The 22546-nt window shown below is 38.5% G+C and carries 15 protein-coding genes; 5 read left to right on the top strand and 10 right to left on the bottom strand.

Features of this window, described 5'->3' with window-relative positions; all coding sequences use genetic code 11:
- Positions 1 to 134: 134 nt before the first annotated feature.
- Together AADJ06_RS21715 and AADJ06_RS21710 are read right to left on the bottom strand one after the other, a co-directional pair.
- Positions 135 to 764 carry a carbonic anhydrase family protein gene (locus AADJ06_RS21715; protein WP_341228599.1) on the bottom strand — a complete coding sequence of 210 codons (630 nt, stop codon included), beginning with the start codon at positions 762 to 764 and terminating at the stop codon, positions 135 to 137.
- 1 nt (position 765) lies between these two features.
- Positions 766 to 2370, bottom strand: a complete 1605-nt coding sequence (locus tag AADJ06_RS21710) for a SulP family inorganic anion transporter (RefSeq protein ID WP_341228598.1) — start codon at positions 2368 to 2370, stop codon at positions 766 to 768.
- A gap of 52 nt (positions 2371 to 2422) precedes the next feature.
- On the opposite strand from AADJ06_RS21710, the gene AADJ06_RS21705 reads away from it, so the two are divergent.
- The 3 genes from AADJ06_RS21705 (at position 2423) to AADJ06_RS21695 (ending at position 8184) form a co-directional block, all read left to right on the top strand.
- Complete coding sequence (locus AADJ06_RS21705; RefSeq protein WP_341228597.1) at positions 2423 to 3196, top strand: TetR/AcrR family transcriptional regulator; 774 nt, start codon at positions 2423 to 2425, stop codon at positions 3194 to 3196.
- A gap of 432 nt (positions 3197 to 3628) precedes the next feature.
- The gene (locus AADJ06_RS21700; RefSeq protein ID WP_341228596.1) at positions 3629 to 5659 is read left to right on the top strand and encodes an NADPH-dependent 2,4-dienoyl-CoA reductase; all 2031 of its coding nucleotides are present in this window, start codon (positions 3629 to 3631) and stop codon (positions 5657 to 5659) included.
- Positions 5660 to 5889: 230 nt separating this feature from the next.
- Entirely contained in the window at positions 5890 to 8184 is a 2295-nt protein-coding gene (locus AADJ06_RS21695; protein ID WP_341228595.1) for a GH92 family glycosyl hydrolase, read from the top strand.
- A gap of 3 nt (positions 8185 to 8187) precedes the next feature.
- Here AADJ06_RS21695 and AADJ06_RS21690 read toward each other — a convergent pair whose 3' ends face one another.
- Together AADJ06_RS21690 and AADJ06_RS21685 are read right to left on the bottom strand one after the other, a co-directional pair.
- A complete protein-coding gene (locus tag AADJ06_RS21690; RefSeq protein WP_341228594.1) occupies positions 8188 to 8355 on the bottom strand; it encodes a Lacal_2735 family protein in 168 nt (55 codons plus the stop codon).
- Positions 8356 to 8359: 4 nt separating this feature from the next.
- Positions 8360 to 9055, bottom strand: a complete 696-nt coding sequence (locus AADJ06_RS21685) for an SDR family oxidoreductase (protein ID WP_341228593.1) — start codon at positions 9053 to 9055, stop codon at positions 8360 to 8362.
- A gap of 306 nt (positions 9056 to 9361) precedes the next feature.
- On the opposite strand from AADJ06_RS21685, the gene AADJ06_RS21680 reads away from it, so the two are divergent.
- Positions 9362 to 9517, top strand: a complete 156-nt coding sequence (locus AADJ06_RS21680) for a hypothetical protein (protein WP_341228592.1) — start codon at positions 9362 to 9364, stop codon at positions 9515 to 9517.
- Between the two features lie 262 nt (positions 9518 to 9779).
- Here AADJ06_RS21680 and AADJ06_RS21675 read toward each other — a convergent pair whose 3' ends face one another.
- Positions 9780 to 10973: a M20 family metallopeptidase gene (locus tag AADJ06_RS21675; protein WP_341228591.1), complete on the bottom strand. Its 1194-nt coding sequence runs from the start codon at positions 10971 to 10973 to the stop codon at positions 9780 to 9782.
- Positions 10974 to 11091: 118 nt separating this feature from the next.
- Between AADJ06_RS21675 and gndA the strand changes: the two genes are divergently transcribed.
- Positions 11092 to 12969: an NADP-dependent phosphogluconate dehydrogenase gene (gndA, locus tag AADJ06_RS21670; RefSeq protein WP_341228590.1), complete on the top strand. Its 1878-nt coding sequence runs from the start codon at positions 11092 to 11094 to the stop codon at positions 12967 to 12969.
- A 77-nt stretch (positions 12970 to 13046) separates the two neighbouring features.
- Here the strand turns inward: gndA and AADJ06_RS21665 are convergent, their stop codons facing one another.
- From AADJ06_RS21665 to gltB, 5 genes are all read right to left on the bottom strand, one after another.
- Entirely contained in the window at positions 13047 to 14360 is a 1314-nt protein-coding gene (locus AADJ06_RS21665; RefSeq protein ID WP_341228589.1) for a Gfo/Idh/MocA family oxidoreductase, read from the bottom strand.
- Positions 14361 to 14454: 94 nt separating this feature from the next.
- Positions 14455 to 15402, bottom strand: a complete 948-nt coding sequence (locus tag AADJ06_RS21660) for an SUMF1/EgtB/PvdO family nonheme iron enzyme (RefSeq protein ID WP_341228588.1) — start codon at positions 15400 to 15402, stop codon at positions 14455 to 14457.
- On the bottom strand, positions 15403 to 15999 hold the full coding sequence (locus AADJ06_RS21655) for a ribonuclease HII (protein ID WP_341228587.1): 597 nt from the start codon (positions 15997 to 15999) through the stop codon (positions 15403 to 15405).
- 78 nt (positions 16000 to 16077) lie between these two features.
- Positions 16078 to 17592: a glutamate synthase subunit beta gene (locus AADJ06_RS21650; protein ID WP_341228586.1), complete on the bottom strand. Its 1515-nt coding sequence runs from the start codon at positions 17590 to 17592 to the stop codon at positions 16078 to 16080.
- A 34-nt stretch (positions 17593 to 17626) separates the two neighbouring features.
- Positions 17627 to 22180 carry a glutamate synthase large subunit gene (gltB, locus tag AADJ06_RS21645; RefSeq protein WP_341228585.1) on the bottom strand — a complete coding sequence of 1518 codons (4554 nt, stop codon included), beginning with the start codon at positions 22178 to 22180 and terminating at the stop codon, positions 17627 to 17629.
- Between the last annotated feature and the right edge of the window lie 366 nt (positions 22181 to 22546).

Genomic DNA, 22546 nt, shown 5'->3' with positions numbered 1-22546 from the left:
AAAATGTTTGAAAGAGTTTCTTGCGAATAAGCTCTAAAAATAGAGAATAGAAAGCTCTTATTAAACAAAAACCACCTTTGAGGGTGGTTTTTGAAATAATTATAAGTGTAAAACACCTGCAAGCAGGTAAAGTCTTACTCGTAAAACTCTACTGCTCCCGTGTTAATATCGTACATAGCACCTACTATTTTAATCTCACCGTTCTTTTCCATTTCGGCTAGTACCGGACTGTCTTTTGTTATTTTTTCAATAGTCAACTGCACATTTTTAGCAGATACATTATCTACAAACTCCATATTTTTTGAGTTACGAATGCTTGGGTCTTTAGGCTCAGTAATGGCGTCCACAGCAGGCTTTATTTTAGCTAACATTCCTGTAAGGTTACCTAATTTGGCATCATCGCAGGCTCCTTTCACTGCTCCGCAGGCAGTGTGCCCTAATACTACTATTAGTTTGGTTCCTGCTAGCTTACATGCAAATTCCATGCTTCCAAGAATATCAGGATTCACAAAATTACCAGCTATACGTACACTGAAAATGTCGCCCAAACCTTGGTCAAAAACTAGCTCTGCAGAAACTCTAGAGTCAATACAGCTTAAGATTGTAGCAAACGGAAACTGTCCGTCACTGGTATCATTTACCTGCTCTAGTAAGTTTCTATTTGCTTTTAGGTTACCCTGAAATCTAGCATTTCCCTCTTTAAGATAGTCTAATGACTTTTGAGGTGTCATAGTAGCTTGGGTCTCTTTAGTATGTGCTTTCATATTATTTTATGTTCTTTAGTTTACTTATTTTTCTTTTAGTAATGAAAAGTTCCTTGTAACTCGGTGGATTGTGAATAATACCACTTTCTCTAATTAGCTCTATGCTAATATCTCTCTCCTTCGCTTTGATAACAAAATCTTCCAAAATTTCCACAATATCCCAATCTAGAAACTTTGTTTGCCTCACGTCTAACACTAGGTGCGAGTTATGCGGTAAATGTTCTAATTCATGTAAAATGGCCCCTTTATTAAAAAATGTAACCTCCTCGGCCAGCGTCATTTTTATTTTTCCGCCTTTATCATTTTCCTCTTTGTGTAAGAAATGTGAATTTTGGTAGCTTCTGAAAAGGATAACGATAACTCCAACGGCCAAACCTAAGCCTATTCCGAAAAGTAAATCGGTAAGGACTATTCCTAATATAGTGACTATAAATGGAACGAACTGCTGCCAGCCTAGATTAAACATTTTTTTAAATAATGCAGGCTTCGCTAATTTATACCCTACCACCAAAAGAACCGCCGCCAATACCGAAAGCGGAATCATATTGAGTAGTCCTGGGATTACTATCACAGAGGTAAGGAGTAAAAACCCATGAAGAATAGCCGACAGTTTAGTTTTTCCACCAGACTGTATATTAGCAGAACTACGGACAATCACCTGCGTGATAGGCAAACCACCTATTAATCCAGATATAATGTTACCCGTACCCTGAGCTAAAAGCTCTCTGTTGGTCGGCGTTACGTTCTTATGCGGGTCAAGTTTGTCAGTAGCTTCTACACTTAATAAAGTTTCTATACTTGCTACTAGGGCTATAGTAAAAGCCACTACCCACACTTGGTGGTCTGTTATGGCCGCAAAATTTGGAAAGCTAAACTGCCCTAAAAAAGAAGAAATATCATCCGGCACGGGTACACTAACAAGGTGTTTCCCACCTATAGAAAGGAGTTCGCTGCCTTTGGTTAAAACATAGAATAGAATACCTAAAGCCACTGCTACAAACGGGCCAGGAATAATCTGAAAAATTTTGGCTTTCTTACTCAAAACATTATCCCAAACTATCAGAATAGCCAAACTTATTATACCAACTAAAGCCGCTCCAGGGTGTATATTACCCAGCATGGTAAATAACTCTGAAAAGGTGTTACCACCATCAATTTCAAAAAACTCAAGGTCCCAAGCTGAGGCCTCGTCATAACCGAAGAAGTTAGGAATTTGCTTTAAAATAATGATAATACCTATACCAGTAAGCATTCCCTTAATAACAGAAGAAGGAAAATAGTGCCCTATAACTCCTGCTTTAAGAAATCCAAAAATCAATTGAATAATACCACCAAGTACCACTGCCACAAGAAAGTTCTCATAGCTTCCTAAGCTACCAATAGCTGTAAGCACTATGGCAGCTAAGCCAGCCGCTGGACCACTTACTCCTAATTTGGAACCACTCAAGGCACCCACCACTATACCACCAACAATACCGGCAATTAAACCTGAAAAAAGAGGAGCTCCACTAGCAAGTGCTATACCAAGACATAAAGGTAAGGCCACAAAGAAAACAACAACACTAGAGGGTATATCGCTTTTCAAATTAGAGAATAGCTTATTCATTATTTATAGAGTTTTATAAAAATCCTTGGCAAATATAATAACACTATTTAAAATGATAGTAATACTATCTAAAATAATAGTAATATTTATCCTTAAATTTGCCATCCCAAAAAAATTAGCCTTACTTAATTTTTTGAAAAGCATTAAAATGAGCGTAGAGATAAAAATATCCTTAAACGAGGGCCTATACTTAAAAGAGCCTCAGGACTCCAAACTTGGACGAAAAATCATCCAATACAGTATAATAATGATTGAGGAGTTTGGTTTTGAATCTTTTACTTTCAAGAAGTTAGCTCAGAAAATAAACTCTACGGAGGCTTCCATTTATCGCTATTTTGAGAATAAACACCTCCTGCTTATTTATCTGGTAAATTGGTACTGGGAGTGGGTAAGTTACCTTATCAGCATTAACACGCTTAATATAGATGACCCAAGAAAAAAACTAAAAATTATAATACATTCCTTTGTTTCTGCTTTTATAGAAAACCCAAATGTGGAATATGTGAATGAAAGTAAACTTCATAATATTGTAATCTCTGAAGGCGTGAAGGCATACCGTACCAAGGAGGTGGACAAAGAAAACTCTAAAGGCTTTTTTAGTGGCTATAAGAACCTTACCAACACGGTTTCGCAAGTAATATCAGAAATAAACCCCGACTTCAAATATCCTTTGGGACTGGCGGCAAACCTTTTTGAGATGTCAAACGATCATATTTATTTTGCCAATCACCTTCCCAGACTCACAGATATTTCTGTTCAAGAAAATGATTTCCATGAGGTAGAAACCATGATGAATTATTTTGCCGAGAAACTTCTGAGTGAATAGTTTAGAGCTTAAGTGCTCCACTTATAACTAACCTCCTAAAGCCATCCCATACATGTGCATTGGAAATTTTCCATATTAAAAAACTGACCTATTCCCATTTAAACGCTTCGCCACCAAAAATCTTTATTTAAAAGTATCCGCCACTTCTCTACCTCTTAATTTCCCAACAAAAAATCAAAAACTTCCACTCGGAGAATTAATGTAAGCTTTAAGCTAAACATCATACAAATTTCTTTATCACTTATATCTTATTTTTTCCAAAACTATGAGATAAACTAATTCAGTATGCAGAATTTTATATTGCAGTAGATTCCGTTTTCCAGCATAAAACACAATTCGTTTTGTCATAAAAAATCAAAGAATAATATGATTATTCAACACCTTTTGAAATCTTATTCTTAAATTTTGCCTTCTTATAATAAACATCAACAAATGACAAAATACCCTAAACTCCTAGAACCTTTAGATTTAGGCTTTACTACGCTAAAAAACCGTGTTTTAATGGGTTCCATGCATACTATGCTGGAAGATCTTCCTGGCGGGCATGAAAAACTGGCAGCCTTTTATAGAGAAAGGGCAAAAGGACAAGTGGCTCTCATAGTAACAGGTGGAATAGCCCCTAGCAAAGAAGGCTTGGCATTGCCTTTTGGCGAAGCATTAGATACCAAAGAAAAAGCAGAAGAGCATAAAATAGTAACGTCCGCAGTACATGAGGAAGGCGGAAAAATCTGTATGCAAATACTTCATGTAGGCCGTTACGGCTATACTGAAAATAATGTTTCTGCTAGTGATACCAAAGCACCTATTTCTCCTTTTCCTGCCAGAGGTTTAACAGGTGAAGAAGTAGAGAAAACCATTGAAGACTACGTCAATTGTGCCAAAATGGCTCAATACGCGAACTATGATGGCGTAGAAATCATGGGCTCTGAAGGCTATTTGATTAACCAATTCATAGTAAAGAAGGTAAATAAACGAACCGACAAATGGGGTGGTTCCTATGAAAATAGAATTCAGTTTCCATTAGAAATTATCAGAAGAACTAGGGCTGCCGTTGGCGATAACTTTATTATCATTTATCGTCTCTCCATGTTAGATTTAGTGAAAGACGGTAGTACTTGGGAAGAAGCAGTTCAGCTAGCAAAAGAAGTAGAAAAAGCAGGAGCTACTATTATTAATACAGGTATAGGCTGGCATGAGGCCCGTATTCCTACCATAGGTACAGTGGTGCCAAAAGGCGGTTTTGCATGGGTTACCAAAAGGATGATGGGCGAAGTAAATATTCCACTTGTAGCTACCAACCGTATTAATATGCCTGATGTGGCAGAAAATATATTGGAAGAAGGCTGTGCTGATATGGTCTCTATGGCAAGGCCTTTCCTTGCCGACCCTGAGTTGGTCTTAAAAGCCATTGAAAATAGACCTCAGGAAATCAATACTTGTATAGCATGTAATCAGGCTTGCCTTGACCATACCTTTACCATGCAAGTTTGCTCCTGTATAGTTAATCCAAGAGCATGTCATGAAACAGAACTAAATCATTTGCCGACGAAGACGAAAAAGAAAATAGCTGTAGTAGGTGCTGGACCAGCGGGTTTGGAGTTTTCCACTACTGCTGCCAAAAGAGGTCATGATGTAGATTTATTTGAAGCCGAACCTCAAATAGGTGGTCAGTTTAATATGGCCAAAGAGATTCCCGGTAAAGAGGAATACGCTCAAACGATTCGATATTTCGGTGAAATGCTAAAGAAGTATGGGGTTGATGTGAATTTAAATACCAAAGCCACTTTAGAAACGCTCTCAAATGCTAATTATGATGAAATCATTTTGGCGACAGGCGTTAGCCCAAGAAAAATAAAAATTGAAGGTGCAGAGCATCCTAAAGTATTAAACTACGCTGACGTTCTTTATAAAAAGAAACCGGTGGGAAAACGCGTGGCTATTCTAGGTGCAGGAGGAATTGGTTTTGATATGGCAGAATACCTTGCTCACGACATGTCGCACGACTCCGTAAGCCTAAATGTAGAAGATTACATGAAAGAATGGGGTGTAGATATGACGTATCAGCATGAAGGTGCCTTGGCAAAAGCTACCCAACCTCTACCCTCTCCTCGCGAGATTTATTTATTAAAGCGTTCGCCAGGAAAGCACGGCAAAGACCTTGGTAAAACCACTGGATGGATCCACCGCTCTAGTTTGGCCATGAAAAAGGTAAATCTTATTGGCGGAGCCAAATACCTAAAAATAGACGACGAAGGACTTCATATAGAAGTTGATGAGCAGGTGCAAATTATCCCTGTTGACCACGTGGTGGTTTGTGCTGGACAAGAGCCCCTGAGAGCCATGTTTGAAGAACTTAAGGCTTCTGGTAAATCGGTGCATTTGATTGGCGGAGCCAATATAGCTGCTCAATTAGATGCCAAACTTGCCATTAAAGAAGCTGCTGAACTAGCCACAAGCATTTAAATTTCACTTTAAACTCTTTGTCTCAAAAGACTCTATATACTTTATATGGAGTCTTTTTTATATGAAAACTATACTATTTGGTCATGATTTAGACGAAAAATTGCGACTTAATATGATTTGTCACCACTCATTAAGGTCAAATTAATATTAGTAAGTATAATTGTATAGAAAATACTTTTTGTCAATTCATTGACCCAATACAATCTGCTCTATTCAACCCAAAAAGAACTATGAAATACTTAAGTCTAATCACTCTCTTTGTTTTGGGGTTTTCTTGTAAACCAACGGAACAAAAAGCTCAACTCGTTGACTACGTCAATCCGCTAATTGGTACTGCCGCAGCTACTACCGAAAGTGCCATAGAGCATGGAGAAAACAAAGAGAATAATGCTCAGGTAGTTCCTTACGTTACCACCCCTTTTGGAATGACAAACTGGACACCTCAAACCAAAGACACGGAGAAAAAATGTTTGGCTCCCTACTATTATACCGACTCTCTTTTCCAAGGTTTTAGAGGTAGCCACTGGCTTAGCGGCTCCTGTGTACAGGATTATGGAAGCATGACCATTATGCCTATTTCAGGTTCCTTAAAATGGCTCCCAGAAGATAGAGCGAGCACTTTTAGCCATGACTCGGAAAAAGCGAATCCTTACGCTTATGAGGTTTATTTAAATGATTATGAGATAAAAGCAGAACTAACCGCTACTAAAAGAAGTGGTCTTTTCAAATTTACTTTTGAAAAAGAAGGCGAAGCTCATTTGGTGTTAAACCCAAACTCTGATGAAGGAGAAGGATTCGTTAAAATAAACAAAGAGACCAATGAAATAGTAGGTTATAACCCTGTACACAGAATATATCAAGGCTGGGGCGAGTCAGCTGGTTTTAGCGGCTATTTTGTAGCTCAAATAGAAAGAAATTTTGACAAAAGCGGTGTTTATACTGGTAACGAACTTTTGGAGAATCAACTGGAAATAAAGGACAAAAAAGACATAGGTGCTTATGTCTCCTTTTCTGCCGAAAAAAATGAAGTAGTATATGTTAAAATAGGTACCTCATTTGTCAGTATTGAGCAAGCTCGCAAAAACCTTGAAGCCGAAACTACCTCCCTTAATTTCAACCAAGCTAAAGAAAACCTTCAAGAAACATGGGAAGGTCTATTATCAAAAATTGAAGTAGAAGGCACTGTCAAAGACGACAAAGTGAAGTTTTACACGGCTTTGTACCATAGTTTTTTACAGCCAAGAACATATAATGATGTGGATGGCTCCTACCCTAGTTTTGCCGGAGGCACGCAAATACTTAACAGTGGAAAAGGTGATTACTTTAGTGACTACTCTATGTGGGATACTTATAGGGCTTCACATCCACTATTTAGTATTTTAAAACCCAAAGCCAGTGCTGATATGATGCAGAGTCTTTTCTCCATGGCAGAGCAAGGCGGCTGGTTGCCTATTTTCCCATGCTGGAACAGCTATACCAGTGCCATGATTGGCGACCACGCCATCACCACCATAGCTGATGCCTACATGAAAGACCTTATTTCCATTACAGATGAGCAGTACGCCTTCTTATTAAAAAATGCTTTTGAGTCGCCTGAAACCATCCAAGAATACAAAAACGGAAAAGGAAGAAGGGCTTTAGCCTCTTACTTAAAACATGGATACATTCCTTTAGAAGACAAAGTATTGGAATCTTTCCATAAAGGCGAGCAAGTTTCAAGAACCTTAGAATACTCGTTTGATGATTTTGCTTTGAGCCAAATTTCCAAGAAAAAAGGAGATTCTAAAAATGCTGAGATACTAAGAAAAAGAGCATTAAACTATGCTAATGTTTATAGCCCTGCAGACTCTACCGTTAAAGGAAAATTTGCTGACGGTAGTTTTACCGATAATTATAAAAAGTATGCTAGAATGCCTTATATAACTGAGGGTACACCTTATCAGTACACTTGGTATGTACCCCATGATATAGCTGGATTAATGGATATTATGGGTGGTGAGAATGAGTTTAATGCTAACCTAGATAGATTTCATGCAAAAGGGCAATACTGGCACGGAAACGAACCGGGGCATCAGATTCCATTTTTATACAACTACTCAGGGCAAGCATGGAAAACACAAAAACTAGTCTCAGACATTATGCGAAAAGAGTACAGTGCTGAAATAGGAGGATTAAGCGGAAATGATGATGCCGGTCAGATGTCGGCATGGTATGTATTTGCGGCTATGGGCTTTTATCCTGTAAGCCCTTCTGTGCCAGAATATGTAATTTCAGGGCCCAGATTTGACAAACTTACACTAAGCCTAGAAAGTGGCAACAAACTAGTTATTAATGCACCAGGTGCTAGTGAAGGTAAAATTTATATCAAATCACTCACCTATAATGGTAAGCAGATGGACAAGACTTTTTTGAGTCACTTTGATCTAATGAATGGCGGAGAACTAAACTTTGAAATGAGTGATGTTCCCAATAAAGAATGGGGTACAGCAGTTAACACAAGGCCTTTCTCACTAAAAAATGAATAGCGTTTAAGCTCTTACTAAGTCCATTTTTTTCAAAACCTCTTCCGCTTCCATAAGTTTGGCGTCACTCATTCTTCTATTAGAGCGAGAAAGATTTCTTGCTTCTTCTAATAATGACATGTATTTGGCGTAGAGTTTCTCTTCTTCTGTTTTCTTTTTGAAAATGCTAAACATATTTTTAAAATTTAATGGCAGATAAACCGCCGTCTACATGTATAATTTGACCAGTTACCCAACTGGATTTGTTGCTAAGTAAGAAAGCTGCCGCTTCGGTAATATCATTTACTGTACCTATTCTCTTTAATGGATTTTTCTCCGCCTGAGCTTCTTTTTTAATAGCCGTATTTATCAGCCTATTGGCCAGTGGCGTCTCTGTTAGTGACGGAGCTATAGCATTAACTCGTACACTGGGAGCTAACTCTGCTGCCAAAGCCCGTGTCAAGCCTTCTAAAGCCCCTTTAGATGCTGAAACTTGACTATGAAAACTAAAACCTTGCTGTACTGCAATGGTTGAAAAAAACAAGACCGAGGGTTTTTCAGACTTCTTAAGGCGAGGTAAAATTGACTTCAGAATCTCCGTTGCACCCACCACTTGAAGCTTATAATCCTCTACTAAATCTTCAGCACTAAATCGTGCAAAAGGTTTTAGATTAATACTACCCGGGCAATACGCAAAACCATCTAGAGTTTCAGGCAAAAAGTCCAAATCAAATGAATCGCTTAACACATCAAGCTTTTGATAAGTGACATTGTCAAAATCGTCCTTCTTGGTACCATTAAATGTACTGTAAACCGTATGCCCTTCTTTACTAAGCTTTGTTACCAAAGCCAGACCAATGCCTGAAGAACCACCTATTACCAGAAAACTTGACATCTTAAATATTTTGTTTAATCAAATGTACAGTTTATTAAACAATAAAACATCCTTGGTTCAATTTATTTTTACAATATTTTATTTTCTATTTAAAACCTGCCGTCTTTTTGTTTTCAATATCTAGCAATGTTTACCCATGCAATAGTTAATTTTCGATTATGAGAATTACTAAAGAATCACTAGTAGGGAAGGGAAAAGTAGAGAAGACCACGGTTTTGGAAAAAAACAAGCAGTGGACACGCTCGTTTGGTAAATCAGAATGGTCAGTTTAATATTAGATTGAAGCCAAAAGCAATATCTATCACCATGTTTCGTATTGCTATTGAAAAGCATAATCAACTGATGAATATGATAGTAAACTTCATTTTCTCTAGAAATGAGACAAACGACGTAAGGACTATCCGAAGATATTACCGCCTTGAAACCGAATGGTCTAATGTACTCTTTTTACCTATTGCTTAGACCGTGGTACACCCAAAAACAAAAGAAAGTATACTCTAAGGAGAAAGTGCCGAAAGCTAGAAAAAGTGTGATGGTGAGTTTTTAGTGTTAATAGAGGTCATAAATCATAGCATGATAGACCCCGTACATGTCCGAAAATCATATCTATACTCGAAACTAAATTAGGGTGCAAAGTATAGCACTGTGCTTAAGCCAGTAAATTCGGATTATGTACTCGACCTATCTAAAATAAATATGTTAAACGATATGGAATTAAATACTATTAATTATTAGCCAACTCACTCACGGCATTCCAAGCCATTAATCCCATGCCTATTTCAATTGCATTTTCGTCAATGTTAAATGTGGGTGTATGAACACCAGAAACTATTCCTTTGGCTTCATTTCTAGTGCCTAATCTGTAGAAACAAGAGTCTACTACCTGAGAATAGAATGCAAAGTCTTCCCCTGCCATCCATAGGTCAAGATCTACCACGTTCTCTTTACCCATATAAGCCTCCGCAGCTTTTCTTATTTTTCTAGTCAACTTAGGATTGTTTTCTAAGTAAGGATACCCTCTGATAACCTCAAATTTACATGTAGCTCCCATAGACTCCGCCATGGTCTCTGCCATTTTCTGGATAAGTCCTAGCCCTTTTTCACGCCATTCTTCATTCATGTTTCTAAACGTACCGTCAATCTTGACTTCGTTTGGAATAACATTGGTAGCACCTAAACCCACTATTTTACCAAAGGTCAAAACAGACGGATTTGTTGGTTTTCTATTTCTAGAGACTATTTGCTGCAATGCTACTATGATGTGAGAAGCCACTAAAATTGGGTCAATACACTGGTCTGGAGCAGCACCATGGCCACCCTGCCCTTTCACCGTCAAATAGATTTCGTCGGTACTGGCCATATACATACCTTCTCTAAAACCAATTTTACCCACAGGAATATTAGGAGCCACGTGCTGCCCAAGCATCCCATTAGGTTTTGGGTTTTCTAATACACCTTCTTTTATCATGATGGAAGCTCCACCTGGTGCTTTTTCTTCAGCCGGCTGAAAAACCAGTTTCACTGTTCCCTCAAAATCTTCCTTTAAGGAACTTAGAATCTTAGCTGTACCCAGCAAAGAGGTGGTATGCACATCATGCCCACAAGCGTGCATTACGCCTTCATTCTTTGATTTATAAGAAATATCGTTTGCTTCAAAAATCGGTAATGCATCCATGTCTGCACGTAAAGCCACTACTTTTTTTGAAGGGTTTCTTCCTTCAATCAAAGCTACCACACCAGTTCCCGCAATACCGTGCTCTGGTTTCAAACCCATTTCCGTCAATTTCTTAACCACAAAAGCAGATGTTTCATGTTCATGAAAAGAAAGCTCAGGGTTAGCATGTAAGTGCCTTCTGATGGCTATAGAGTCTTCAAATTGGTCGGCGGCCAGACCTTTTATTTTATCAATCAGATTCATATCTCTCATTTATTCCTTCGCAAAACTACTGGTTTTAAATCTCTAGCAGAATCAAATGCTGTATTCTTAGTTAAAAAAACTTCATTTTACTTACTTTGCTCAAATTTAGCATTTCGAAATGATAGTATTTATAATGGGGGTTAGCGGCTGTGGGAAATCTACAGTAGGAGAACTATTGGCAAAGGAGATAAACATTCCTTTTTATGACGGGGATGATTTCCATCCGCAAGCCAATATTGATAAAATGAGTGAAGGCACACCATTAAATGATGACGACCGCCAAGGCTGGTTAGAGTCTATCAATAAAAAAGCTCTTGCGTCAAAAAAGGGTGGCGTTTTTGCTTGCTCAGCCCTTAAAGAAAAGTATAGAGAAATATTATTTAAAAATACTGGTAACGACGCATACTTAGTTTACCTAGAAGGTTCTTTTGACCTAATAGATAGCCGTATGAAAGCCCGTAAAGACCACTTTATGCCACCAGGCTTACTAAAATCACAATTTGAAACACTAGAAGTACCGAATTATGGACTTCATATTTCTATTGACCAAAGTCCTGAAAACATTATCAAAGACATTACAGACCAAATGGAAAAACCAACACAAGAATTCGGATTAGTAGGATTAGGAGTTATGGGAAAGAGCCTTGCAAGAAATCTTGCAAACCATGGTTTTAACCTTGCTCTATATAACCGCTACCTAAAAGGAAGCGAAGAAAAAATAGCAGAGAAGTTTATAAATGAGTTTGATGAGCTAAAAACGGCTAAGGGTTTTGAAGATATGCGTGGCTTTGTTCAATCGCTAGAAAAGCCAAGAAGGGTCTTTCTAATGGTTAATGCCGGAAAGGTTACAGATTACGTTATCAGTGAACTTTCTGATTTATTAGACGAAGGTGATGTCATTATTGACGGAGGAAACTCACACTTTACTAATACAGAAAGACGTGGTGCTGAATTGTCCGAAAAAGGAATTCAGTTTATTGGTACTGGTGTTTCTGGTGGCGAAGAAGGTGCTTTAAAAGGACCATCTATCATGCCTAGCGGAGATAAAACCGCTTATGACAAAATTGCTCCATATTTAGAGGCTATCGCCGCAAAGGACAAAAATGGGAAAGGCTGCTGCACCTATGTAGGTAAAGGCGGCTCAGGTCATTATATAAAAATGGTGCATAACGGTATAGAATATGCTGAGATGCAACTCTTGGCTGAGGTATTTGCTGTACTGAGATATAATAATGGTTTAACCCCTGACGAAATTTCGACCATCTTAGAAGAGTGGAATAAAGGTGAGCTAAGCAGTTATTTATTAGAAATTACCTACAAACTTCTTAAAAAGAAAGAAGGTGATAAATACATGGTAGATATCATTCTTGACCAAGCTGGTAATAAAGGAACCGGTAGCTGGACCACGGAATCTATGGCTAGGCTAGGTATTCCAGCCACTATGATTTCTTCAGCTTTGTTTGCAAGGTACATTTCTGCTTTTAAAACTAAGCGAACTGAAATGACCGCTAAGTTTGACTTTAAAATTGAAAAGCAATCGAAAGTAGCAGTTGAGGATTTGAAAATGGCTTATTTACTAGCAAGATTGGTCAACCATCAGCAAGGTTTTGAACTAATAGCAGAAGCATCTTCAAGATATGAATGGGGTTTAAACCTTTCTGAAATTGCTAGAATTTGGACCAATGGCTGTATTATTCGCTCAGGTTTAATGGAGACTTTGATAGAAACTTTAAAAGAGAGCACCTCACTCCTACTAACTGAAAACAAAGACAAATTAGCCAACGAACTTAAAGCTTTAAGAAACATAGCCACAGCCGGCATTAATTCAGGTATTTCTATGCCTTGTCACTTATCTGCTTTAGACTATTTGAATGCTAATTTATATAATCACCCTACGGCAAATATTATTCAAGCTCAGCGTGATTTCTTTGGTGCTCATACTTATAAGCGTGTAGATGATGCCAGTGGGAAGTCTTACCACACTATTTGGGAGTAGATTTCGTAAATCAGAGTCCATAAAAAAGCCACGAAAATTTAAACTTTCGTGGCTTTTACTTTTAGTATAATTTCAAATTAAACTGCCTTAAACTTCCCAGGAACTGGAATTGGATAGAAACCATTTGCATCCGGAAGCGACTGAGGAAGTGTATCCCAAGTAAAGCTTTCTGGTGCCAAAGAAATCTCTGATTTAAGAGCTTCTTCCATCGTGATTTTTTGACCAGAATACGTTGCCATCCTTCCTAAAATAGAAGTCATGGTACTCATGGCTCCGTTATAAGCATCATTTACCGGAATATTATTGACAATATTATGGAAAAGAACATCATGCTCTACCTGATAAGCATTCTTATCTTCTCTGCCTCTATGTCTCCAAAGGCTGTTACCTTTTAGGTCCATTATTCTACCCTCCGTTGCTCGGCCTTTTGTACCTACCAAGTGTTCCGAAACATTGGCAACTGTACCAGGTTGGTGACGGCACTGACTGTCCAATATCATACCGTCGGCATATTCAAATTGTACCACATGGTGATCAAAAATCTCCCCGTATTCTTTTCCTTTTCGTACTTCTCTACCACCTATGCCAATAGCTTCCGTAGGATATCCTCCTTTAAACCAGTTGATAACATCAATATTATGAATGTGCTGCTCTGAAATATGGTCTCCACATAACCATACAAAGTAATACCAGTTTCTCATTTGGTACTCCATTTCGGTCATGCTGTCTTCACGTTTTTTGACCCAAACACCGTCATTATTCCAGTAACATCTTGCCGATACTATATCACCAATCATGCCTTGGTCTACAACTCTATCGTACGTCTCTAAATATGATTTTTGATAGTGTCTTTGAAGCCCTACCACTACTTTAAGATCTTTCTTTTTTGCAGCTTCAGCCGCATCCAGAACTCTTCTAATTCCAGGAGCATCAGTCGCCACAGGCTTCTCCATGAATACGTGCTTATTTTGGCGAACAGCCTCTTCAAAATGGATAGGTCTGAAACCTGGAGGAGTTGTCAATATTACTACATCCGCTAAAGCAATAGCCTTTTTATATGCATCAAATCCTACAAACTTGTTTTCTTCAGCTACCTGAACTCTTCCTGCTACTTCACCTTCTAACGCTCTACCAGAGGTCAATTTTGTATAGCAGTCGTCCAATCTATCTCGAAAAGCATCTGCCATGGCTACTAACTTTACATTTTCTTTTACAGATAATGCCTGGAATGCCGCTCCAGAACCTCTACCTCCACAACCTATAAGAGCGACTTTGACTTCGTCTGCTCCACTGTAAAAGGCAGATGACATTAATGGATTACTGATTAGAGCCGTACCTCCAGCTAACATGGCTGAGTTTTTAATAAAGGCTCTTCGATTTAAATCTTTCATTATTTCTTAGGGTATTTAATTGGTTGAATATTTAAAGCTAAAGAAAACAGACGGAAAATGGAAAATAGATAGTCCAACTGCCGTATTCCAACGCCTATTTGTCCTTAGGAGGGGGTGCAAAGTATTTTTCTATCTCAGCTTTCGATGGTTGTACGGCAGGTCTCAATAGTCTAAAACCTAAAAAAGGTGCGTCTGTAAGCCACCAATCCGACTTTGGTATCTGCGGGTCTGTTCTTTTCAATCTTTCAGTAGAACCTGTCCTTGCTGCCGAACGAAGTGCGTCTGCATCATCGTCCCAATTTCCTCCTTTTATAGTATGAGGATATAGGGTTACAGGTTCAAAATACGGGTCTTTCACTCCACTATTAAGCTCTGAATGAACATTTTCCTTGTATTGGTCAGACGTCCACTCAGATACATTGCCATACATATCATAAAGTCCCCATTGGTTTGGTTTCTTCTCTCCTACCAAAGCATAGGCTCCATCAGAGTTAGTATAAGACCATGCATAATCATCTAGCTGGCTAACGTCATCTCCAAAGTGCCATGCTGTGGTACTTCCTGCTCTAGCTGCATATTCCCACTCAGCTTCTGTCGGCAGTCTATAAAAAACACCAGTTTTTTTGTAGAGCCATTCACAAAAAGACCTAGCCGCATATTGCGTTACATTACAAACTGGGAAACCTCCATTTTTACCCTGCCCAAAAGACATTTCAACATAAGGCTTTGTGGGTCTAGAAATACCATCTAAAACTAAATTCTTGTCAATTTCCAGTTCAGCATTTTGATAAATCAAATACAAATCCCATGTGGTTTCATACTTCGCCATCCAAAAAGGGCTTACTTCTACTTTAACCTGTGGTCCTTCATTTTCGCTTCTTAAATCCTCATTTTCTGGGCTTCCAAAAAGAAATTCACCGCCAGGAATAGCCACCATATCAAAGCCTTCATGTGTATTTGGAATTTCTTGACGGTAGTTTGCTAAATCCTTTTGATTAGTTGTTAGCGTAAAAAGTAGAATAAAACTTAAAATAATCTTCATTTACAATTTTTCAATTTCGGGTTTCAATAGTCTAAAAGTCATTCTATGTAGGTAGGTTACGCCATGCTCTTTGATAGCTGCTCGGTGTTTTATGGTAGGATAACCTGCATTGGTTTCCCAACCATATTGCGGAAATTCTTTGGCGTAACTGTCCATAAGTTTATCTCTATACGTTTTAGCCAGAATACTAGCAGCAGCTATGCTTTGAAACTTTCCATCACCTTTTATTATGCAAGTATGCGGAATAGATAAGTAAGGAACAAATCTATTTCCATCAACCAAAAGATGCTCAGGTTTCACTGAAAGAAGCTTTACTGCCTTATGCATAGCTAAAATACTAGCTTGCAAAATGTTAATTTCGTCAATCTCTGTTTGTGAACAAATACCGACAGCGTAGGCTAATGCATCTTTTTCTATTATTTCTGCCATTTGCTCTCTAGCTTTCTTATCTAGCTGCTTAGAATCATTTAAGTCAACGTTGTCATAATCTCTAGGTAAAACAACAGCTGCCGCCACCACAGGACCAGCTAGACAGCCTCTTCCAGCCTCATCTAGCCCTGCTTCTATACAGTCTTTATTGAAATAGGGTTTGAGCATGTGTGCAAGTTAATTAAAGAACACAAAAAAGCAGTCTCTTTTAGGAGACTGCTTTAAGGTATATAATGTTCTTATCGACTATACGCCTAAATAAGATGGTGAAATCATAGAAACAGATTTAGCTTCTAAGAAAGACTCACCCATAAGGTATTGGTCTACTGCACGAGCAGCTTCACGCCCTTCTGATATAGCCCATACTACTAGTGACTGTCCTCTTCTCATATCACCCGCTGCAAAAATTTTCTCATTACTCGTTTGATATTTAGGAGCGTTAATATTACCTCTTTGGTCATACTCTACACCTAAGTCGTTTAACAAACCTTCTTGCTGAGGATGTAAGAAACCAGCTGCCAATAAAGCCAATTCGCAAGGAACTTCTTTCTCCGTTCCAGGAATCTCTTTCATGGTCATACGGCCATTATCTTTCACCCATTCAATATTCACCAACTTAAGAGCTTTCAGGTTTCCGTTTTCGTCACCTACAAACTCCTTTGTGTTTATTTGCCAATCTCTCTCACAGCCTTCTTTATGCGAAGTACTGGTACGCAGCTGCATAGGCCACATAGGCCATGGCGTGCTTTCCGCTCTCTCTTTAGGAGGCATTGGCATAATCTCTATTTGATAAATAGCCTCAGCACCATGACGGTTTGAAGTACCCACACAGTCAGAACCTGTATCTCCACCACCAATCACCACTACGTTTTTACCTTTGGCAGACAAATCGCCGTTTTGATATTTAGCTCCTTGATGGTCTACAGAAAAGTCAATATTGATACCTTTGGTATCCGCCACTCTTTTATTCTGCTGACTTAAGAATTCCATGGCAAAATGAACACCTTTTAGCTCTCTACCTGGAATATTCAAGTCTCTAGGAACTGTAGAACCTCCGGTTAAGACTACAGCATCAAAGTCTCTTTCCAATTGCTCCGAAGTGATATCTACACCAACATTTGTATTGGTTTTGAAAATAACACCTTCTTCTTCCATCACCGCAATTCTACGGTCTATGATGTCTTTATTCAATTTAAAATCTGGAATACCATATCTTACTAAGCCACCTATTTGGTCTGCTCTTTCAAATAAAGTTACCGTGTGACCCGCTTTATTAAGCTGAGCTGAAGCAGCCATTCCTGCAGGGCCTGAACCTACCACAGCAATGTTCTTCCCTGTTCTCACTGAAGGAGGACTAGCTACTACCCACCCTTCTTCATAAGCTCTTTCGATAATTGATTTCTCAATATACTCAATAGCTACAGGAGGTTTATTTATACCTAATACACAAGAAGACTCACATGGTGCAGGACAAATTCTTCCAGTAAATTCTGGGAAGTTATTTGTACTTGCTAAAATTTCGTAAGCCTGCTTCCAGTTTTCTTCATAAACGGCATCGTTAAACTCAGGAATAATATTCCCAAGTGGACAGCCATTATGACAAAAAGGTATTCCACAGTCCATGCATCTAGCTGCTTGTTCGTGGGTTTGCTCTTTGCTATATTTTTGCTCTACCTCTTGGTAGTCCTTTTTACGTTCATCTACACTTCTATACTTCGAAGCTTCTCTTTCAAATTCTAAAAAACCTGTTGGTTTTCCCATTATCGTTTTGTACTAATGTTCTAAATTGATTTCCTTATGCCGCTTTTGAAGCTTCTTTTTCACTTCTTTCAGCTAAAATACGCTTATAATCTCTTGGATATACTTTCACGAAGTTCTTAAATTCTTCTTTCAAGTTGTCCAATAAAGATTTAGCTACTTCGCTTCCAGTAGCCTTCAAATGCTTTGTAATCATACCTTCTAATAAGGCTTCATCATCTGTAGTAAGCCCTTCCAGGTCTACCATTTCTTTATTACACTTAGCATCAAATACTTTTTCCTTGTCATATACATAGGCTATTCCACCGCTCATACCAGCAGCAAAATTCCCACCTGTAGGTCCTAGTACAATTACAGTTCCACCTGTCATGTATTCACAACCGTGGTCGCCTATTCCTTCTACTACTACTCTAGCACCAGAGTTTCTTACCGCAAAACGCTCACCAGCTAAACCATTAATAAAGGCTTCACCAGATGTAGCACCGTAAAAAGAAACATTACCTACTGCCATGTTTTCCGACGCTTTGAAAGTAGCATTTCTGTCTGGGTAGACGATTAGCTCAGCTCCACAAAGACCTTTTCCAAAGTAATCATTAGAGTCTCCTTCAAGTTCTAATTTCAAACCTTTGGTAGAGAACGCCCCAAAAGACTGTCCTGAAGTACCTCTATATTTAAAGTGAATGGTACCTGCTGGCAAGCCTTCTCCCTTATAAATCTTAGATATTTCATGCGACAGCATAGCTCCGATAGTTCTATCAAGGTTATTGACCGTGTATTCTGCTTTTACAGCTTCTCCTTTTTCAAGGGCTGGTTTAGCATCTTTAATCATTTGCCTATCTAAAACCATAGAAATACCATGGTCTTGCTCCTCTTGCTTATATTCTGCTACTTCTGCAGCGATTGGCTCTTTATAAAGAATTTTAGAGAAATCTAAGTCTTTATACTTCCAATGCTTAACATCAGATCTTTTTTCTAGTTTCTGAACCTGGCCAACCATTTCGTTGACAGTTCTGAAACCTAATTCAGCCATTATCTCACGCATTTCCATAGCTAAGTAAGTAAACATGTTTACCACGTGCTCTGGCTTACCACTAAATAAAGCTCTTAGTTCTTTTCTTTGCGTAGCAATTCCTACTGGACAAGTATTCAAATGACATTTTCTCATTAAAATACAACCTGCCGCCACTAAAGCTGCAGTAGCTACTCCAAATTCTTCAGCACCTAATAAAGCAGCTATAGCAAGGTCTCTACCTGTTCTCAATTGACCATCAGCCTGAACCACAATTCTTCCTCTCAACTTGTTTTTAACAAGCGTTTGGTGAGTTTCTGCTAGACCAAGCTCCCAAGGAAGTCCGGCATGTCTTAATGAAGATAATGGAGAAGCTCCAGTACCACCATCATAACCTGCTATCAATACCACATCTGAGTGAGCTTTTGCTACACCCGTAGCAATGGTACCAACACCAGCCTCAGAAACTAATTTCACTGAAATACGTGCTTCTTCGTTGGCATTTTTAAGGTCATATATTAATTGAGCTAAATCCTCAATAGAATAGATATCATGGTGCGGTGGCGGAGAAATAAGTCCAACACCAGGAGTACTATGTCTAGTACGTCCAATCCAATCATCTACTTTATGGCCAGGAAGCTGTCCACCTTCACCAGGCTTGGCACCTTGAGCCATTTTTATTTGAATCTCTTTGGCATTTGATAAGTAGTAACTAGTTACTCCAAATCTACCTGAGGCTACTTGCTTAATATTTGAAGACATGCTGTCTCCATTTTCAAGTGGCGTATATCTTGTTTCATCTTCTCCACCTTCTCCTGAGTTAGAGCGAGCACCTATACGGTTCATCGCAATGGCCAAAGTGGTGTGAGCTTCCCAAGAAATAGAACCAAATGACATGGCTCCTGTAGCAAAACGTTTGAATATTTCTTCTACAGGCTCTACTTCGTCAATAGAAATTGACTCAGACTGCTTAAAACGCATCAAACCACGAAGCGTTAGGGCTTCTTTAGATTGGTCGTTTATTAGCTTAGAATACTTCTTGAATAATTTATAACCAGCATCTAAATCCTTGTCACCAAGTTTTGTTGACTGCTGAAGAAGGTGAATTGACTCTGGATTAAACATGTGTTTTTCACCACGCTGCTTCCATTGATAAACACCACCTACTTCTAATCTCTTAACAGAATCTTTTTCGATTTTTGGATATGCCACTCTGTGTCTTACAATAACCTCTTTGGCAATATCATTGATGCCTAAGCCACCAATTCTTGATACCGTTCCTGTGAAGTATTTATCAACAACAGTTTTGTTCAGACCTAAACATTCAAAAATCTGAGCTCCTTGGTAAGACTGTAATGTAGAAATCCCCATTTTAGAGAAAATCTTCAACAGCTCTTTGTCAACAGCTTTGATGTAGTTTTTATATAGTTCTTTATCCGTAAACTCTCCATCAATTTGACCTGAGGCATTCATTTTGGTCAATGTTTCGAAAGCCAAGTAAGAACAGATAGCGGAAGCTCCAAAACCTATTAAAGCTGCATAATGATGGGTTTCCCAAACATCTGCTGCTTCCACCACAATACTCGCCTGACCTCTTAAACCTTTACGTATTAAGTGATGGTGAATAGCTGATGTAGCTAATAATGAAGGAATGGCTGCATGCTCTGAATCTACTGCTCTATCAGATAAAACAAGAATTTCAAAACCGTCTTTTATAGCATCTTCAGCATAACGGCAAATTCTTTCAATAGCGAAAGCTAGTGCCTTCCCATGATCGTCTGAGCTAGTATAGAAATAAGTATTAATAGTTTTAGCTTGGAAACCATCATGATCAACAAAGCGAAGCTTATCAAACTCTTTCGGTGTTAAAACTGGCTGCTGCAGCTGAACTTGACGACAGTGCCTTGGCGACTCCGTCAAAATATTGTCGGCAGTTCCTACAAAGGATATCAAAGACATGATAGAACGCTCTCTGATAGAATCGATAGGTGGGTTAGTTACCTGAGCAAATAACTGCTTAAAATAAGAAGAAAGATGCTGACTTTGGCTAGATAAAATAGCCAAAGGAATATCTATACCCATGGAACCGATAGCCTCTTTACCTAATGAGGACATTGGCCCTAATATCATTCTCAAATCTTCTGAGGTATAACCTGCAGTAATTTGTCTTTTGATAAGTTTCTCAGAACTGTAATGAGTATATGGACGAATAGATTTTGGAAGCTTTTTGATATTAATCTTATGCTTTTCAATCCACTCTCCGTAAGGTTGTCTTGAGCAAATATCGGCTTTCAACTCTTCGTCAGGAATGATTCTTCCTTCCTCCATGTCTACCACAAACATTCTTCCTGGCTGAAGACGACCCTTCGATACTACGGTAGATTGGTCAATATCTAAGACACCCGCCTCAGATGCCATCACTACAGTGTCATCATTAAGTACCCAATACCTAGATGGTCTAAGACCGTTTCTATCTAAAGTGGCACCCACCATTTTACCATCCGTAAATGAAATAGAAGCCGGACCATCCCATGGCTCCATGATGGTAGCATGGTACTCATAGAATGCTTTTCTTACTGGATCCATGGCTTCGTTTCCGTCCCATGCTTCAGGCACCATCATCATCATTACATGAGGAAGTGACCTTCCTGAAAGATAAAGCAACTCTATGGCGTTATCTAGCATGGCAGAATCTGAATTACCTTTATCACAGATAGGCATTATCATCTCCATTTCTTCTTTTGTGAAGAATTCAGAGTAGAATGACTTTTCTGCTGCTCTAATCCAGTTTACGTTACCTTTTACGGTATTTATCTCTCCATTATGAGCGATAAATCTAAATGGTTGAGCTAGTTTCCAAGATGGAAAAGTATTGGTAGAGAAACGAGAGTGTACAATAGCAAAAGCTGAAACAACTCTAGAATCCTGTAAATCAGGGAAATAATATTTTAGTTGGTCTGTAGTTAACTGACCTTTATAAGAGATAGTACGACAAGATAAACTTGAAATGTAGAAAGTCTCTCTTACTCCTTTTACAGAGTCTCTAATGACGGCAGAAGCAAACTGCCTTAAAACGTATAACTTACGTTCAAAGATTAAGTCATCTTCTACTGCCTCTGGCATTTTGATAAACAACTGCTCAACCCATGGTTCAACTTTAAGAGAACCTTCGCCTAATGTATCATTAAGTGTAGGCACTTTCCTATATCCAAGAAGGTCAAAACCTAGCTCTTCAATTTTTCTGTTAAGTATCTCACGACACTCTTCTCTTGCTATTTCTTGAAAAGGGAAGAAAATTTGACCTACACCATACTCTCCGGAAGCTGGTAATTTAAAGCCTTTTTTTCTACACTCACTTACAAAAAATTCATGGGGAATTTGCAACAACAAACCTGCACCATCACCCGTATTAGGGTCACAACCGCAGGCTCCTCGGTGGTCCATTCTTTCTAGCATCTGTATGGCATCAGTTACAATACCATGTGATTTACGGCCTTTTAAATGAGCTCGGAAACCTATTCCGCAAGCGTCATGCTCAAACTCACTGCTGTAAAGACCCAAGTTTTCTTCTGTTTCAATCATTCCTTATAGTACTCCTGTTATAATAAATGTATTTTCGGGAAACTGCTTTGTATTAGCATTTAGATATGTTTCCCTTATGAGAGCTAAAACAGTGGTTGTATTTTTAGCTCTGCCTTGCAATATAATAACAAAAAAAGGTGAGATTGACAGGTAAACTCTGATTTTAGTACTCAGCAACCAATAAAATATCTTAATGTAAACTTAACATTAGAATAATCCAATTTAGAACCTTTCTAAGTACTATTTATACTTGTCTTGACAAGTTAGCACCTCCAATTTCACTCATTATGTCTCCAAAAAAGTGATAATTAGACGCCATTAAATAAAAAAAGGTAAGCAAATATGCTTACCTCTAAATACTGTCTT

It is taken from the genome of uncultured Arcticibacterium sp. (assembly GCF_964021845.1).
GTDB lineage: Bacteria > Bacteroidota > Bacteroidia > Cytophagales > Spirosomataceae > Arcticibacterium.
This window is presented reverse-complemented; position numbering and strand designations above follow the sequence as displayed.

Bases quoted from the DNA above. Each gene is read 5' to 3' on its own strand.
- AADJ06_RS21675 (WP_341228591.1), bottom strand. From the start codon at position 10,973: ATGAATCTGATTGATAAAATAAAAGGTCTGGCCGCCGACCAATTTGAA.
- AADJ06_RS21655 (WP_341228587.1), bottom strand. From the start codon at position 15,999: ATGCTCAAACCCTATTTCAATAAAGACTGTATAGAAGCAGGGCTAGAT.
- AADJ06_RS21705 (WP_341228597.1), top strand. From the start codon at position 2,423: ATGATAGTAATACTATCTAAAATAATAGTAATATTTATCCTTAAATTT.
- AADJ06_RS21685 (WP_341228593.1), bottom strand. From the start codon at position 9,055: ATGTCAAGTTTTCTGGTAATAGGTGGTTCTTCAGGCATTGGTCTGGCT.
- AADJ06_RS21715 (WP_341228599.1), bottom strand. From the start codon at position 764: ATGAAAGCACATACTAAAGAGACCCAAGCTACTATGACACCTCAAAAG.
- AADJ06_RS21700 (WP_341228596.1), top strand. From the start codon at position 3,629: ATGACAAAATACCCTAAACTCCTAGAACCTTTAGATTTAGGCTTTACT.
- AADJ06_RS21660 (WP_341228588.1), bottom strand. From the start codon at position 15,402: ATGAAGATTATTTTAAGTTTTATTCTACTTTTTACGCTAACAACTAAT.
- AADJ06_RS21690 (WP_341228594.1), bottom strand. From the start codon at position 8,355: ATGTTTAGCATTTTCAAAAAGAAAACAGAAGAAGAGAAACTCTACGCC.
- AADJ06_RS21665 (WP_341228589.1), bottom strand. From the start codon at position 14,360: ATGAAAGATTTAAATCGAAGAGCCTTTATTAAAAACTCAGCCATGTTA.
- AADJ06_RS21650 (WP_341228586.1), bottom strand. From the start codon at position 17,592: ATGGGAAAACCAACAGGTTTTTTAGAATTTGAAAGAGAAGCTTCGAAG.
- AADJ06_RS21680 (WP_341228592.1), top strand. From the start codon at position 9,362: ATGTTTCGTATTGCTATTGAAAAGCATAATCAACTGATGAATATGATA.
- AADJ06_RS21695 (WP_341228595.1), top strand. From the start codon at position 5,890: ATGAAATACTTAAGTCTAATCACTCTCTTTGTTTTGGGGTTTTCTTGT.
- AADJ06_RS21710 (WP_341228598.1), bottom strand. From the start codon at position 2,370: ATGAATAAGCTATTCTCTAATTTGAAAAGCGATATACCCTCTAGTGTT.
- gndA (WP_341228590.1), top strand. From the start codon at position 11,092: ATGATAGTATTTATAATGGGGGTTAGCGGCTGTGGGAAATCTACAGTA.
- gltB (WP_341228585.1), bottom strand. From the start codon at position 22,180: ATGATTGAAACAGAAGAAAACTTGGGTCTTTACAGCAGTGAGTTTGAG.